This is a genomic window from Bradyrhizobium sp. UFLA05-89 (assembly GCF_059803475.1).
This window is the reverse complement of sequence record NZ_JBANBA010000067.1, coordinates 13,234-28,603: the sequence shown is the minus strand read 5'-3', so window position 1 is coordinate 28,603 and position 15,370 is coordinate 13,234. Positions and strand designations below refer to the sequence as shown.

Genomic DNA, 15,370 nt, shown 5'->3' with positions numbered 1-15,370 from the left:
TTAAGAACAGTTTAGCAAGCCTTTGATATATCATTGTGATTCGGCGTGTTGCCGACACAATATCTAGCGTCTGTCCGATTTCGCGAGGACTACATGTCCACCATTGCCTTTGATCAATTCGCCCTCACCCGAATTGGCGACTTCGCGCGCTCGCTGTCGCGGCTGCATCAGGCGGCGCGGCGCTACGCGGTCGATGACGACCAGATCGATCGCGAGTTCAACGCGGTGTGCCAGTCGATCTGGGGCTACACCATCGATGACATCAGCGATGACCTGTTCTCGGCCGGGGACCACCTGTTCCTCGACACGCTCGACGAGGCGCAGGCGCGCATCTTCGCGGCCGAGCAAGGTTATGACCTCGTCGACGACGCGGGCATGCTGACGGACTGGTGGGGGTTTTGCTGGATGATCCTCGCCGAGAAGCGCGGATTGCTCACGCCGGAAAACCGCGCCGCTGCGCGCGCGGCGATCGAGGAGAAGTATCTGGCAGCGCCGAACGTGATCGGCGTGATCATCGGACGGTGACGCGAAGCGTCAATTCAGCCCCGCGCGCCTGCCCGATTTCTGCGTCGGCGTCTTCGGCACCGTCACATCCGGCGGCGTCTCGCGCACGATCTCAGGGGGTGGCGCGTCCGTCGCCACCGTCTCGGCGCGCACCGGCGCAACCTTCATCTCGCCGAGGCGGGAGCGGACCTGTGCGGTGAGGCCGGGATAGGAGGCGACCGGTGTGAAGTCGGCGGCCTGCTCGTTGCCGAGGCGAACGCCGGTATAGGCAACGAGACCGTCGCTCGTCGCGATCACGTCACCGGCCTTCAGCGACGTATCGAGCGCCAAGTCCACCGGCGCAAGTCCGACCGGCTCGCGGCCATTGCAGGTGCAGTCCGCACGGAGCGCCTTGCGGAAGGCAAACGCGTTCTCGCTATCGGCATAGCGCTCGCCGGTCTGCGAAGTGGCGCCGTCGATGTTCGAGCCGAAATAGATTTTTGTCGTGGTGGCAGGACAGAACGCCTGACACATCTGCGCCGGCGAGGCCACGCCGCGCATCAGCGGGAAATACTTGCCGTCACAGGTGCGCACACAGAACGCCGGACCGGAACCGCTGGCGGCCGAACGCGTCGGCGAATCCTGGGCGGGCCCATTCGGCTGCGCCGCCGCGAAGGGATCGATATAGGAACTCGCCTGCGGCGCGCTGCGCTGCGGACGCTGTAGTGCGTTGAAGAAGAAGTCGAACAGGCCCTCGGCGGACACGGGGGCAGGCGCCACGAGAAGCGGCGTGGCAACAGTTGCAGCCACAATCATCGCGCGGTGCGGCCAACGCACATTGGACAAATCTGTACGCAATGCCCACTCCACCCGACGCCACGAACCGCACCGAGAGCGACGTGTCTCAGCGCTGATTCACCATAGTGTCGGATAGTAAATGAGCGATGACCGTGGCGGTTGTTGGATCGAATCGCGTCAAGGCCGGGGACAAGCCCGGGCAAGACGATGGACAGAGCCTTGCCGTCTCAACCCTTCAAAAATTCCGACGCCTTGTAGAGCGAGCGGAACGGCAGGCCGGCCTGACCGAAGGTATCATTGGCGCCTTCCTCGCGGTCGACCATGGTCAGCACCAGCACCACATTGGCGCCGGCCTCGCGCACCGATTCCACCGCCTTCAGCGCCGAGCCGCCGGTGGTGGTGACGTCCTCGACGATCACGACGCGCTTGCCTTGAAGCGTCTCGCCCTTGGCAAGGCCTTCGATGGCAAGCTTGGCGCCGTGCTCCTTCGGCTTCTTGCGCACGAAGAAGGCCGCGATCGGATGGCCTTTGATCCATGAGATCTGCGCGAGCGCACCGGCGAGTGGCACCGCGCCCATCTCCAGTCCACCGATGAAATCGAGCTCGTCGTCCTTCAGCGCTTCATAGGTGAGCTCGGCGAGCAGCGTCGCCCCTTCGGGGTCGAGCATGGTCGGCTTCAGGTTGAAATAGAAATCGCTCTTGCGGCCCGACGCGAGCGTCACCTCGCCGCGGCCGAAGGAGCGCCGGCGGATGATTTCGAACAAGCGGGCGCGGGAGGCTGATTTCGACACGACGGTCCCTCTGGGGCACTTTTGGAGGAGGCGGAATTTATCCGCCACAGAGCCGACATGCCAGAGGGGGGTGGCCCCGCAAAACCACCGTCAACAGGGGATCGTCCGCGCCTTTCGGACAGCCACCATGCCGGACCGCTGGTTGTAAGGCCGCGACGTCCTGGAGTAGTGGGGTGCCAGACAAAGCGGGAAGGAAACCGGCAAATGACCATCGAGCTCCACACCTGGAATACGCCGAACGGCCGAAAAATTTCGGTCGCGCTGGAGGAAATGGGGCTCCCTTACAAGGTCTTCCCGGTCAACATCACCAAGGGCGAACAGATGGCGCCCGAGTTCCTCAAGCTCAGTCCGAACAACAAGATCCCGGCGATCGTCGACCCCGAGGGGCCGGACGGCAAGCCCGTCAGCGTGTTCGAATCCGGTGCGATCCTGCTCTATCTCGGCGAGAAGACCGGCAAATTCCTCCCGAAATCGCTGGCCGGCCGCGTTCCCGTCTATGAATGGTTGATGTGGCAGATGGGCGGCTTCGGACCGATGCCCGGCCAGGTGCATCACTTCATCGCGCTGGAGAACGAGCAGGACCGCGCCTACGGGTTGAAGCGCTATATGGCCGAGACGCGCCGTCTCTACGGCGTGCTGGATCGCCGCCTCGAGGGCCGCGACTTCGTCGCGGGCGATCTCTCGGTCGCCGATTTCGCCATCCTGGGCTGGGCCTGGCGCCACCCGCGCCACAAGGTGGAGCTGGCGGATTTTCCGAACGTGAAGCGCTGGTACGAGGCGCTGATGGCGCGCCCCGCGGTGAAGCGCGGGATTGAGGCGAAACTGGATTAGTCGACCAGTCGGCTCTCGTGCCCCGGACGCAGTACAGCGCGTTAGCGGTGCACTGCAGAGCCGGGGCCCATGTGGAATTAGGTCCTGGCTCTGCGCAGCAGCGCACCGGACGATGCTTCGGATCGCCGGGGAGCGCTGCAGCGCGTCCGGGACACGAGCATGTGCTTTGCTGCTCGGCTATACCCGCTTCGCTTCCACCGCCATCCGCACGGCAAGCCCGGCGAGCACCGTGCCCATCAGCCAGCGTTGCACCAGCATCCAGCTCGGGCGGGTCGCCAGGAACAGCGCGATCGAGCCGGCCGCAAGCGCAATCATCGCGTTGACGCTGACACTGATCGCGATCTGGATCGCACCCAGCACCAGCGACTGCGCCAGCACGCTGCCGACGGCGGGGTCGATGAACTGCGGCAGCAGCGCCAGATAGAGCATCGCGATCTTGGGATTGAGCAGGTTGGTGACGAACCCCATCGCGAACAGTTTTCGCGGGCTGTCGACGGCGAGCTTCTTCACCTGAAACGGCGAGCGTCCGCCCGGCTTCACCGCCTGCCAGGCGAGCCAGAACAGATAGCCGGCGCCGGCGAAGCGCAGCGCGTCATAGGCAAAGGGAATGGCGAGCAGCAGCGCGGTGATGCCGAACGCCGCGCACAGCATGTAGAACACGAAGCCCAGCGCCACGCCGCCGAGCGAGACGATGCCGGATGCGGGCCCCTGCGTGATCGAGCGCGAGATCAGATAGATCATGTTCGGCCCCGGCGTCAGCGCGATGCCGAAGCAGACGAGGGCGAAGCCGAGCAGGGAGGATGTGTGGGGCATCGGTAGAACCCGTGCGGGAGATGCTCTGGTTCTAATATGCGAGGGTCCGCGCCGCTATCGCGCAATTGCACGCAGGACAATTCATTAATTGGGACACGTCGGCCTGCACGCTCCTGACGAACGCGGCAAAACGTTCCATCGCCGAACGCAGCGGCGCCGCGACTGCAGGATCTGCGGCGATGCTACGCTCGTCCCAGGCACCGCCGAGCAGGGGCAGCGTCACGCAAGCGTCCTCTGCGATCCGGGCCGACATCGTCTCCAAGGTGAGAGTGAGGGCAGCAAGCGCGTGCGTGGCGCGAGGCGACGTGTTGATCAAGGCGACCGGCTTGCCCGGAAATTCATGGCTTCCGACCAGCCAGTCGAGCGCGTTCTTCAGGACGCCGGCGACACCGCGGGCATATTCGGGGCTGGAGATCAGGAGGCCATCCACGCTTCCGATGAGGTTGCGCATTGCGCCGACCGGGGCAGGCACGTCGTCGCCATCGAGATCCGGATTGAAGAAGGGCAGGTCCGCAATTCCTTCGAAGGCCACGACTTCGACGCCAACAGGCGCGAGCAGAGCCGCTGCGCGCAGCGCAGCCGTATTGCTCGAACCGGCGCGCAAGCTGCCGGAGATCGTTGCGATCTTCATCAAGTGTCCGCCGTCAGTGCGCCTCGTCCCAATTGGTCGCCGCGCGGGCATCGACATGCAGCGGCACCGAGAGCAGCACGGCCGGGAACGGCGCGTCCTGCATCACGTGCTGCACGACCGGGAGCGTCGCCTCCACCTCCGCATCCGGCACCTCGAAGATCAATTCGTCATGCACCTGAAGCAGCATCTGCGCCGAGAGCTTCTTTGCCGCCAGCGCGTCCTCCACCCGCGTCATGGCGCGGCGGATGATGTCGGCGGCCGTGCCCTGCAGGCGCGCGTTGATCGCGGCGCGCTCGTTGAAGGCGCGCACCGAGGCGTTGGATGCCTTGATGTCGGGGTAGTGACATTTGCGGCCGAACAGCGTGGTGACATAGCCGTGGTTCCGGCAGAAATCGCGCGTCTCGTCCATATAGGCGCGGATGCCGGGGAAGCGCTCAAAATACTTCTTGATGTAGGCGGAGGCCTCCTCGCGCGCGATGCCGAGCTGGTTGGCAAGGCCAAACGCCGAGATGCCGTAGATGATGCCGAAATTGATCGCCTTGGCCCTGCGCCGGATTTCGCTCGGCATGCCCTTGATCGGCACGCCGAACATTTCCGACGCGGTCATCGCGTGAATGTCGAGCTCGTCCTTGAAGGCCTGCTTGAGCACGGGAATGTCGGCGATCTCGGCGAGCAGCCGAAGCTCGATCTGCGAATAGTCGGCCGAGACCAGCTTGTGGCCAGGCGTTGCAATGAAGGCGCGGCGGATCTTTCGCCCGTCCTCGGTGCGAACCGGGATGTTCTGCAGGTTCGGCTCGTTCGACGACAGCCGGCCGGTGGTGGTCGCTGCCAGCGCGTAGGTCGTATGCACGCGATGGGTCTGCGGATTGACGTAAGTCGGCAGCGCGTCGGTGTAGGTCGATTTCAGCTTCGAGACCTGGCGCCATTCCAAGATCTTTTTCGGGAAGCCGTGGCCCTGCTCGGCGAGATCATCCAGCACCTGGGCCGTCGTCGACCACGCGCCGGTCTTGGTCTTGGTGCCGCCCGGAAGTCCCATCTTGCCGAACAGGATGTCGCCGATCTGCTTCGGGCTGCCGACATTGACGGGCTCGCCGGCGATCTCCTGGATCTCGGCTTCCACCCGCGCCGCGGTCTGGGCAAAGTCGCCCGACAGGCGTGACAGCACCTGGCGGTCGATCGAGATGCCGCGACGTTCCATGCGCGCGAGCACGCTGGTGAGCGGACGCTCCAGCGTCTCGTAGACGGCGGTCATGTGCTCGGCGATAAGGCGCGGCTTCAGCACGTGCCATAAGCGCAGGGCCACATCGGCGCGCTCGGCCGAATGCTCGGTCGCCTTGTCGATCGCGACCTGGTCGAAGGTGAGCTTGTTCTTGCCGCTGCCGACGAGCTCGCTTTCGGCCAGCACAGCGTGGCCGAGCCAGCGCTCGGCGAGCGATTCCAACGCGTGCGAGCCCCGGCCGGCATCGAGCACATAGGAGATCAATTCCGCGTCGTCATGGTTGCATAGTGTGATGCCGGCCTGCGCCAACAGCACCGCGATGAACTTGGCATTGTATCCGATCTTCAGGATGCCATTCGATTCGAGCACTGGCTTCAGCGCGGCAACGGCCGCTTCGAATTTCACCTGGTCGGGTGCGAGCCCGGCGTCGAACAGTCCGGCGCCGCCGCCCGGCGGCTTGTGGGCCAGCGGCACATAGGCGGCATCATCAGCGCCGAGCGCCAGCGCGATGCCGCAGATATCGGCCTGCATCGGGTCTTCCGAGCTTGCCTTCACCTCGATCGCGACATGGCCGGTATCGTGGATGCGCGCGATCAGCGCGTTGAGCTGGTCGAGGGTCTTGATCGTCTGATATTTGGCGCGGTCGATCCTGGTCTTGCGCGCGGCCTCCGCGCGGGCCTCGGCGAGCGAGACCGGCGTGCCCTTGGGACTGGCGGCCTTGTCTTCCTTGCCGGCGGCCTTGTTGGCCTCCTTGGGCGCAGCTTGCGCTGCTGCGCCAGCTTCCGACGCCGGCACGACGTCCGAGGGCGGCAGTGGCGAGAACACGCTGGCGCCGGTCTTGTAGCCGGGATCGGCCTCCACATCGGCGGGATCGACCTGGGCGTATTCGGCGACGCGGCGGGTCAGCGTCGTGAACTCCATCGCCTTCAGGAAGGCGATCAGCTTGCGCGCGTCGGGCTCGTGGACGGCAAGATCGTCGAGCGGCACCTCGAGATCGACCTTGTCGTCGAGCAGCACGAGCTGGCGCGAAATCCGCGCCTTCTCGGCATTCTCGATCAGCGCTTCGCGCCGCTTCGGCTGCTTGATCTCGGTCGCGCGGAACAGAAGCTGCTCCAGGTCGCCATATTCGACGATCAGTTGCGCCGCGGTCTTGATGCCGATGCCGGGCACGCCCGGCACGTTGTCGGTGGAATCACCGGCGAGCGCCTGCACCTCGACCACCTTCTCCGGCGGCACGCCGAATTTCTCGATCACCTCGGGAATGCCGATACGGCGATCCTTCATGGTGTCGTACATGGTGACGCAGTCGGTGACGAGCTGCATCAGATCCTTGTCGGAGGAAACGATGGTCGCGCTCGCGCCACGCTCGCAGGCCTGCCGCACATAGGTCGCGATCAGATCGTCGGCCTCGAAGCCCACCTGTTCCAGGCAGGGCAGGTCGAAGGCGCGCACGGCCTCGCGGATCAGCGCGAATTGCGGAATGAGATCGTCCGGCGCCGGCGGCCGGTGCGCCTTGTAGTCGGGATAGATCTTGTTGCGGAAGGTGACTTCCGACTTGTCGAACACGATCGCCAGATGCGTCGGCCGGTTGTCCGCGGGCATGTCGCGGAGCAGCTTCCACAGCATGTTGCAGAAGCCGAGCACGGCGTTGACCTGCAAGCCGTCGGACTTGCGGTTGAGCGGCGGCAGCGCGTGATAGGCGCGGAAAATATAGGAGGAACCGTCGACCAGGAAGACGTGATCACCCTTGGCGGCCCTCTTCGCCGCCACGGGTTTGGCAGCAGGCTTGGCAGCAGCGGATTTGGTTTCGGCGGCCGCCTTGGGCGCAGCAGCCTTGGAGTCAGCTTTGGCGGTGGTCTTCGGGGAGGTTTTGGGCATGGCCGCAATGTATGAATTTTTGCGGCATTTGACAGCCTTGGAGGGGCGATTTTTGGGCTGCTGGCGCCGCTATCCCCACTGTCATTCCCCGGCTTGACCGGGGAATCCAGTACGCCGCGGCCCATCGGTCAATAACCGCTGTCTCTGGAAGACTGGGTCGCCCGGTCGAGCCGGGCGACGACCGCGGAGCGAGAAACTATTCCGCCGCCTGCAACACCGGCCCCGCCTTCTTCGGCGCGACCCAGAAGGCGTTCGGCCGCTCGAACAGGAAGTTCGCATGCATGCGCAGCGCGGCCTGCCAGATCAAGAGTGCACCGACCACGCCCACGATGGTGACGATCACCGACATCATGCCGATGTCGGGAACGATGCCGGTGCGCAGCAGCAGCGTCCGCGTCGCGGCCATCGGCAGGAAGAAGGCGAGATAGATCACGATCGAATGCTCGCCGCAGAACCGAAGAAAGTTGAGCCAGCGCGAATGCGCGAGCAGCGTGCCCAGCGTTACGATGGCGACGGCTCCGGAGAAGCCGAGCAGAAGCGAGATCATCGGCCATTCGCTTGCGCCGCGTGCGACGAGACCCGCATTGATGAGCGCCCACGCGCCAAGCGCGGCAAGGGCAACGGCGGGATGCCTGCGCGCGCGTTCCGACAACGCGAACACGTAATCGGCAAACAGATAACCGGAGTAGAAATAGACGAAGCGCGCGCAGAACTCGTCGATGGCGGTCCATCCTGTTGCGATGCGGGCCGTCTCCAGCAGCACTGCTGCGAGCCAGATCGCGAGCGGCGGGATTCGTCGTGTCAGTTTTGTGACGACGAAGAAGATCGGCAGCAGGTAGATGAACCAGAGCGTGCCGAACGGCTCGATGAATGATTCGAGGTACAGAAGGCCCGCATCGCGCCAGCCCGTTTCGGCTGCGAAAGCCGGCGCCTTGAAGCCAAACTGGATTGTCACCCAGAGGACATAAAAATAGGCGAAATGCACGACCTTGCGGTCGAGATAGATTCGCCAGTCGCGGTCGATCACGAGCGGCAAGAATAGTCCCGAAATCAGGAAGAAATCCGGCATCCGGAACGGCTTTGCGAAGGCGACCAGACCATGCATGAACCCGGGTTCGCCGGCAGCGAGCTCAACCCCGATCACCGAGTGCATCATCACGACCATGACGATGCAGATGCCCTTGGCATAATCGACCCAATCGACGCGCGCCGGCGGCGAGGTCTTGGAGCCTCCGCTTGCCGCGATCGTGCCAATTGGTGTCATGGTGTCCCTTTTCGAGGCGCTTACCGCCCAAGAGCGAGGCACAGTATGCCGGCGGCAGGTTTCGGTCCCCTTTACTGTACAAATCACATGCCGGTCTTCTTGCCGTTTTTCTGGGGATCAGCCTCTTCCCCGCGGACCTGAAAATGCTTTAAGACCGCTCCAAAGCGTCATCATGCGTTAACCAAGACAGGCAGGTTTTTCATGCGAATTGCCATGATCGGCACGGGCTATGTAGGGCTGGTTTCCGGTGCGTGCTTTGCGGATTTCGGCCATGACGTCACCTGCGTCGACAAGGACGAGCGCAAGATCGCCGCGCTCCACCGCGGCGAGATCCCGATCTACGAGCCGGGGCTGGACTCGCTGGTCGAGACCAACGTGAAGGCCAAGCGCCTGAGCTTCACGACCGACCTTTCGGGGCCGGTTGCGGAGGCGGACGCCGTGTTCATCGCGGTCGGCACGCCGTCGCGGCGCGGCGATGGTCATGCTGACTTGTCTTACGTCTACGCCGCCGCGCGGGAGATCGCTGCCTCGCTTTCCGGTTTCACGGTCGTCGTTACCAAGTCCACGGTTCCGGTCGGCACCGGCGACGAGGTCGAACGCATCATCCGCGAGACCAATCCGAAGGCCGATGTGGTGGTCGCGTCCAATCCTGAATTCCTGCGCGAGGGCGCAGCGATCCGCGATTTCAAGTTCCCTGATCGCATCGTGGTAGGCACGAATGACGAGCGTGGCCGAAAAGTGATGAGCGACATCTACCGTCCGCTGTCGCTGAACCAGGCGCCGCTGATGTTCACCGCGCGCCGCACCGCGGAAATGATCAAGTACGCCGCCAACGCGTTTCTGGCGACCAAGATCACCTTCATCAACGAGATCGCCGATTTGTCCGAGAAGGTCGGCGCCAACGTCCAGGAGGTCGCGCGCGGCATTGGCCTGGACAACCGCATCGGCACCAAGTTCCTGCATGCGGGCCCGGGCTTCGGCGGATCCTGCTTCCCGAAGGACACCAAGGCCCTGATCAAGATCGCGCAGGACTATGATGTGAGCCTGCGCATCGTCGAATCCGTGCTTGCCGTCAACGAGAACCGCAAGCGCGCGATGGCGCGCAAGGTCAGCCACGCGCTTGGCGGCGCGCTGCGCGGCAAGACCATCGGCGTGCTCGGTCTCACCTTCAAGCCCGACACCGACGACATGCGCGATGCGCCGTCGATCCCGCTGGTGACCGGACTGCTCGACATGGGCGCGAAGGTGCGCGCCTACGACCCGGTCGGCATGGACCAGGCCAAGCACGAGCTGCCGGCGATCGAATATTGCGAGGATGCGTATGCCTGCGCCAAGGGCGCGGACGCGCTTGTCATCGTCACCGAATGGGTGCAATTCCGCGCGCTCGATCTCGATCGGCTGAAGGAGACCATGGTGCAGCCGGTCGTGGTCGATTTGCGCAACATCTATCGTCCCGAAGACATGGAAGCCGCCGGCTTCGTCTATGAGAGCGTCGGACGACCCGCCGGGCAGGTTTGATCGCCGCATCTTGTTGTCATACCCCGCGAAGGCGGGGTATCCAGTATGCTCGACCCTCGTCGGTGACGAGGGTCTGAGTTTACTGGATCGCCCTCTTTAGTCCGCCATTTCGCACGAGGCGGGCGATGACGGATGCCGGATATTGGCTCGCAGCTTCGACACGCCCCTACCGATCGATGCGGTGCTCGACGACCTGTCGCGCACGCTGGAAGCGCATAATGCTGCCGTGCTGGTGGCGCCGCCTGGTGCCGGCAAGACCACGCGCGTGCCGCTGGCGCTGCTGGATGCGCCCTGGGCCAGGGACAAGAAGATCATCGTGCTGGAGCCGCGGCGCATCGCGGCGCGCGCGAGCGCCGACCGCATGGCCAAGTCGCTCGGCGAGCGCGCCGGCGAGACCGTCGGTTATCGCGTCCGCTTCGGTTCGAAAATCTCGCGTGCGACCCGCATCGAGGTGGTGACGGAAGGCATCTTCACCCGCCAGATCCTCGACGATCCCGAACTGACAGGCGTTGCCGCCGTCCTGTTCGATGAATTCCACGAGCGCTCGCTCGATGCCGATCTCGGTCTCGCGCTGGCGCGCGATGCGCAATTGGGCCTGCGCGAGGATCTGCGCATCCTCGTGATGTCGGCGACGCTGGACGGCGCCCGGGTGGCGAGGCTGCTGGGGGAAGCGCCCGTCGTCGAGAGCGAGGGCCGTGCGTTCCCGGTCGAGACGCGCTATCTCGGCCGCAAGGCGGACGCCCCGCTGGAGCGGCAGATGGCGGATGCGATTGCCTCTACGCTGCGCACTGACGCCGGCTCGGTGCTGGCGTTCCTGCCCGGCGCGGCCGAGATCCGGCGCACGCAGAACTTTCTCGCCGAACGCATCCATGATGCTGCAATCGAGATCGTGCCGTTGTTCGGCGCGCTGGATGCCGCCGTGCAGGACCGCGCCATCGCGCCGGCGCCCAAGGGCACGCGCAAGGTGGTGCTGGCGACCTCGATCGCGGAGACCTCGCTCACCATCGAGGGCGTGCGCATCGTCGTGGATTGCGGCCTCGCCCGCGTGCCGCGCTATGAGCCCGATATCGCCTTGACGCGGCTAGAGACCGTGCGAGCTTCGCGCGCTGCGGTCGATCAGCGCCGCGGCCGCGCCGGCCGCACCGAGCCCGGCGTGTGCTACCGGCTCTGGGACGAGCCGCAGACCGCCTCGCTCGCGCCCTACACGCAGCCTGAAATTCTGAGCGCGGACCTCTCCTCGCTCGTGCTGGATCTTGCGCAATGGGGCGTCAGCGATCCTGCCGCGCTCTCGTTTCTCGATCCGCCGCCTCAGCCCGCCCTGAAAGAGGCAAACAGCCTGCTTGCCGAGCTCAACGCGCTCGATGCCGACGGTCGCATCACCGCGGAAGGCAAGAGCCTGCGCGCGTTGGCGCTGCCACCGCGGCTCGCACGCATGATCGTGGATTCGCATCGCGCTGGCAGCGGCGGGGCCGCCGCCGAAATCGCCGCGATCCTCACCGAGCGCGGGCTCGGCGGCGACAGCGTCGATCTCGACCATCGTCTCGACCAATTCCGCCGCGACCGCTCACCGCGTGCCACCAGCGCCCGCGACCTCGCACGACGCTGGGCCTCGCAAGTCGCGTCATCGGAGAATGGGACGCCGAGGCAGGGCGACTTGCGCACCGGCATCATGCTCGCCTACGCCTTCCCCGACCGCGTTGCGCGCAACCGCGGCAACGGCAGCTTCGTGCTCGCCAACGGCCGCGGCGCGGCCGTCGAGCAGACGTCTTCCCTTGCGCGCGCGCCCTACATAGCGGTGGCCGAGATGACGGGTACGGCGGCGAGCGGACGCATCCTGCTTGCCGCGCCGATCAGCGAGGACGATATTGAAGGTCACTTCGCCGAGCACATCGAAACCTCGGACGAGATTTCCTTCGATCGCGGTGCAATGGCGCTGCGCGCACGTCGCAAACGTGCGCTGCACGCCATCACGTTGTCCGAGGCGCCGCTCACGCTCACGCCGTCCGAGACGACGGCCCGCCTCCTCGCCGACGGCCTGATTGCCGCCGGTCTCGATCGGTTGCCCTGGTCGAAAGCCGCCATTCAATGGCGCGACCGCGTGATGTTCCTGCGCAAGGCCGAAGGCGAGAGCTGGCCCGATCTGTCCGACGCCGCCTTGATCGCGCGGCGCGATGACTGGCTGGTGCCCGCGCTCTACGACAAGACGGCGCTGAAGGACGTCGCCGCCGGCGACCTCTCCGAGGCGCTGATGGCGCTGCTGCCGTGGGAGCTGCGCGCACGGCTCGAACGCGAGGCGCCCACCCATTTCGAGGCGCCGACCGGGACGATGCTCGCGATCGATTACGAGGCCGAGCAGGGCCCGACCATCGCCGTCCGGCTCCAGGAACTGTTCGGCCTCAACACTCATCCGTCCATCGCGGGCGGCAAGGTGCCGCTCGTTCTCGAACTGCTGTCTCCGGCACAGCGCCCGGTGCAGGTGACGCGCGACCTGCCCGGCTTCTGGCGTGGTAGCTACATCGCGGTCCGCTCCGACCTGCGCGGCCGGTATCCGCGCCATCCCTGGCCGGACGATCCAGCGAATGCGCTCCCGACCCGGCGTGCCAAGCCGCGCGGGACGTAAACCGGGGCAGACCCTCATGGTGAGGAGCGCGGAACGCGCGTCTCCGGACGATGCTGCGCATCGCCGGGCGAACCATGCAGGCCCCGCTCGTACCCGCGGCCATCCTTCGAGGCGCCCGCTTCGCGGGCTCCTCAGGATGAGGGCTTTGTGGTGTTGCCACGCGGTCGCATTAACCCTTCCGTCACGCTTTTCGCCAAAATGGCGGCGTCCCGGCCGCAAGCTCGCTCGCGGAGGGACGCGTAGCGTGCTGAAATCGTGTTTTCGGTTCCGAGTGGTGCCATGCGTAACATTATGATCTTCGCGGCCATCATGATTGGGCTGGGCACATTCATGGCGCAGATGGCCGACAAGATGAGCTCCGCCTCCGCCACCTCGGCGCCGCGCCAGATGGCCGCAGTGCAGGCGGCCGCGCCGCAAGCGAGCAATCGCAGCGTCAGCATCCCGCCCGACGCCCGCGGCCACTTTCAGACCGAGGGGCGCATCGACGGTCAGCGCATCGGCTTCATGGTCGACACCGGCGCTTCCGTGGTGGCGCTGAATGAGACCTCGGCTGCCCGTTTCGGCCTGCGCCCGTCGCGCGGCGACTACAACGCCAGCGTCGCCACCGCCAACGGCACCATCAAGGGCGCGCGCACCCGCATCGCCATGCTCGACGTCGGCGGCCTCATCGTTCGCGACGTCGATGCCATGGTGTTGCCGGACGAGGCGCTGTCGGAGAATTTGCTCGGGCTTTCCTTTCTGTCCAAGCTGAGGCGCTTCGAATACGCCAACGGCCAGATGGTGCTGGAGCAATAGCGCGGGTCGCTCCGGGCTTCATTTCGCTTTGTTGCGTTGATTTGAAGGGCGGCGGGTAAGGTTTCCCCGTTACCAAACTGCCGCAATTATCCGCCATAAGCCGCCGATCCCGCCTTCCGCTCGGCCTGAGCATTCGCTATGCCTGCGGTATATTCCTCCTGCCCATTAACGAGATTGTCTCGATGTTTCCCAAGCCGAAATCCGCGCTGCTGCCCAACACCTATGCCTTCGAATCCGAGCCGATGGTGAAGGCCACAGGCTTTCGCGAATACGACGCGCGCTGGCTGTTTCAGAAAGAAATCAACCTGATGGGCGTGCAGGCGCTCGGCATGGGGCTGGGTGCGCTGATCGCCGAGCTCGGTGTCAAACAGGAGATCGTCACCGGGCACGATTTCCGCGGCTATTCGGCCTCGATCAAATATGCGCTGATCTCCGGCCTGATGGCGGCGGGCTGCAAGGTGCATGACATTGGCCTCGCCGTGACACCGATGGCCTATTTTGCGCAGTTCGACCTGGATGTGCCCTGCGTCGCCATGGTCACGGCCTCGCATAACGACAATGGCTGGACCGGCGTGAAGATGGGTGCCAACCGTCCGCTGACCTTCGGCCCCGATGAGATGACGCGGCTGAAGGAGATCGTGCTGGGCGCCGATTTCAAGAACAAGGTCGGCGGCTCCTATCAGTTCCACGAAAATTATCCGGCGCGCTATATCGCCGATCTCACCAACCGTCCGAAGCTGAAGCGCAAGCTCAAGGTGGTCGCGGCCTGCGGCAACGGCACCGCCGGTGCATTCGCGCCGCAGGTGCTGGAGGCGATCGGCTGCGAGGTGATCCCGCTCGACACCGAGCTCGACCACACCTTCCCGAAGTACAATCCGAACCCCGAGGACATGGAGATGCTGCACGCGATCCGCGACGCCGTGCTGCATCACAAGGCCGACGTCGGCCTCGGCTTCGACGGCGACGGCGATCGCTGCGGCGTCGTCGACAATACGGGCGAGGAGATCTTTGCCGACAAGGTCGGCGTGATGCTGGCGCGCGACATGTCGGCGATCCACAAGGACGCGCAGTTCGTCGTCGACGTGAAGTCGACCGGCCTGTTCATCACCGATCCCGTGCTGCAGAAGCAGGGCGCGAAGACCGCCTACTGGAAGACCGGCCATTCCTACATGAAGCGCCGCACCAACGAGATGGGCGCGCTTGCCGGGTTCGAGAAGTCGGGCCACTTCTTCTTCAACAAACCATTCGGACGCGGCTATGATGATGGCCTCGTCTCCGCGATCGCGATCTGCGACATGCTTGACCGCGCCCCCGGTAAAACGATGGCGGATCTGAAGAACGCGCTGCCAAAAACCTGGTCGTCGCCGACCATGTCGCCGCACTGTGCCGATGAGGCCAAGTATGGCGTCGTCGACGCCGTGGTGAAGCACTTTGAAGGTCTTCAGAAGGGCGGTGCGAAGATCGGCGGCCAGGCGATCCGCGATCTCGTCACCGTCAACGGCGTGCGTGTCACGGTGGAGGACGGAAGCTGGGGCCTGGTGCGCGCATCCTCGAACAAGCCCGAGCTCGTCGTGGTGGTCGAAAGCCCGGTCTCCGAGCAGCGCATGCACGACATGTTCGAGATGGTGAATAGCGTGCTGCGCACGCATCCGGAAGTCGGCGAGTACAATCAGAAGATTTGAGCGAGGCTCCCGCCTCTTTCACCGCTGTCATGCCCCGCCACCGGGTC

Annotated in this window: 12 protein-coding genes; 6 read left to right on the top strand and 6 right to left on the bottom strand. The window is 64.9% G+C overall.

The window, feature by feature from the left end; all coding sequences use genetic code 11:
• The first annotated feature begins 93 nt into the window (after positions 1-93).
• Positions 94-525: a hypothetical protein gene (locus SO139_RS28765; protein WP_449378245.1), complete on the top strand. Its 432-nt coding sequence runs from the start codon at positions 94-96 to the stop codon at positions 523-525.
• A gap of 9 nt (positions 526-534) precedes the next feature.
• Here the strand turns inward: SO139_RS28765 and SO139_RS28760 are convergent, their stop codons facing one another.
• Positions 535-1,299, bottom strand: coding sequence for a DUF2865 domain-containing protein (locus SO139_RS28760; RefSeq protein ID WP_449378268.1), 765 nt, complete (start codon positions 1,297-1,299; stop codon positions 535-537).
• Positions 1,300-1,508: 209 nt separating this feature from the next.
• Positions 1,509-2,072 carry an orotate phosphoribosyltransferase gene (gene pyrE, locus SO139_RS28755; RefSeq protein WP_449378244.1) on the bottom strand — a complete coding sequence of 188 codons (564 nt, stop codon included), beginning with the start codon at positions 2,070-2,072 and terminating at the stop codon, positions 1,509-1,511.
• A 204-nt stretch (positions 2,073-2,276) separates the two neighbouring features.
• On the opposite strand from pyrE, the gene SO139_RS28750 reads away from it, so the two are divergent.
• Positions 2,277-2,903, top strand: coding sequence for a glutathione S-transferase family protein (locus SO139_RS28750; RefSeq protein WP_449378243.1), 627 nt, complete (start codon positions 2,277-2,279; stop codon positions 2,901-2,903).
• 177 nt (positions 2,904-3,080) lie between these two features.
• On the opposite strand, the gene SO139_RS28745 is transcribed toward SO139_RS28750, so the two are convergent.
• From SO139_RS28745 to SO139_RS28730, 4 genes are all read right to left on the bottom strand, one after another.
• A complete protein-coding gene (locus SO139_RS28745; RefSeq protein WP_449378242.1) occupies positions 3,081-3,716 on the bottom strand; it encodes a LysE family translocator in 636 nt (211 codons plus the stop codon).
• Positions 3,717-3,747: 31 nt separating this feature from the next.
• A complete protein-coding gene (locus SO139_RS28740; protein ID WP_498541039.1) occupies positions 3,748-4,347 on the bottom strand; it encodes an NADPH-dependent FMN reductase in 600 nt (199 codons plus the stop codon).
• Positions 4,348-4,360: 13 nt separating this feature from the next.
• Positions 4,361-7,444 (bottom strand): DNA polymerase I, encoded by a 3,084-nt coding sequence (gene polA, locus SO139_RS28735; RefSeq protein WP_449378240.1) that lies wholly within the window; start codon positions 7,442-7,444, stop codon positions 4,361-4,363.
• A gap of 196 nt (positions 7,445-7,640) precedes the next feature.
• Positions 7,641-8,708, bottom strand: coding sequence for an acyltransferase family protein (locus SO139_RS28730; protein ID WP_449378239.1), 1,068 nt, complete (start codon positions 8,706-8,708; stop codon positions 7,641-7,643).
• A gap of 201 nt (positions 8,709-8,909) precedes the next feature.
• Here SO139_RS28730 and SO139_RS28725 point away from each other — a divergent pair, with 201 nt between their 5' ends.
• The 4 genes from SO139_RS28725 (at position 8,910) to SO139_RS28710 (ending at position 15,323) form a co-directional block, all read left to right on the top strand.
• Positions 8,910-10,226 (top strand): UDP-glucose dehydrogenase family protein, encoded by a 1,317-nt coding sequence (locus SO139_RS28725; protein WP_449378238.1) that lies wholly within the window; start codon positions 8,910-8,912, stop codon positions 10,224-10,226.
• A 142-nt stretch (positions 10,227-10,368) separates the two neighbouring features.
• On the top strand, positions 10,369-12,846 hold the full coding sequence (gene hrpB / locus SO139_RS28720; protein WP_449378237.1) for an ATP-dependent helicase HrpB: 2,478 nt from the start codon (positions 10,369-10,371) through the stop codon (positions 12,844-12,846).
• A gap of 279 nt (positions 12,847-13,125) precedes the next feature.
• Entirely contained in the window at positions 13,126-13,641 is a 516-nt protein-coding gene (locus SO139_RS28715) for a TIGR02281 family clan AA aspartic protease (RefSeq protein ID WP_449378236.1), read from the top strand.
• Between the two features lie 182 nt (positions 13,642-13,823).
• Positions 13,824-15,323, top strand: coding sequence for a phosphomannomutase/phosphoglucomutase (locus tag SO139_RS28710; RefSeq protein WP_449378235.1), 1,500 nt, complete (start codon positions 13,824-13,826; stop codon positions 15,321-15,323).
• The last annotated feature ends 47 nt before the right edge of the window (positions 15,324-15,370 follow it).

Coding starts and splice junctions, on each gene's coding strand:
- SO139_RS28765 (WP_449378245.1), top strand. CDS start 94: ATGTCCACCATTGCCTTTGATCAATTCGCCCTCACCCGAATTGGCGAC.
- SO139_RS28760 (WP_449378268.1), bottom strand. CDS start 1,299: ATGATTGTGGCTGCAACTGTTGCCACGCCGCTTCTCGTGGCGCCTGCC.
- SO139_RS28750 (WP_449378243.1), top strand. CDS start 2,277: ATGACCATCGAGCTCCACACCTGGAATACGCCGAACGGCCGAAAAATT.
- SO139_RS28745 (WP_449378242.1), bottom strand. CDS start 3,716: ATGCCCCACACATCCTCCCTGCTCGGCTTCGCCCTCGTCTGCTTCGGC.
- SO139_RS28740 (WP_498541039.1), bottom strand. CDS start 4,347: ATGAAGATCGCAACGATCTCCGGCAGCTTGCGCGCCGGTTCGAGCAAT.
- polA (WP_449378240.1), bottom strand. CDS start 7,444: ATGCCCAAAACCTCCCCGAAGACCACCGCCAAAGCTGACTCCAAGGCT.
- SO139_RS28730 (WP_449378239.1), bottom strand. CDS start 8,708: ATGACACCAATTGGCACGATCGCGGCAAGCGGAGGCTCCAAGACCTCG.
- SO139_RS28725 (WP_449378238.1), top strand. CDS start 8,910: ATGCGAATTGCCATGATCGGCACGGGCTATGTAGGGCTGGTTTCCGGT.
- SO139_RS28715 (WP_449378236.1), top strand. CDS start 13,126: ATGCGTAACATTATGATCTTCGCGGCCATCATGATTGGGCTGGGCACA.
- SO139_RS28710 (WP_449378235.1), top strand. CDS start 13,824: ATGTTTCCCAAGCCGAAATCCGCGCTGCTGCCCAACACCTATGCCTTC.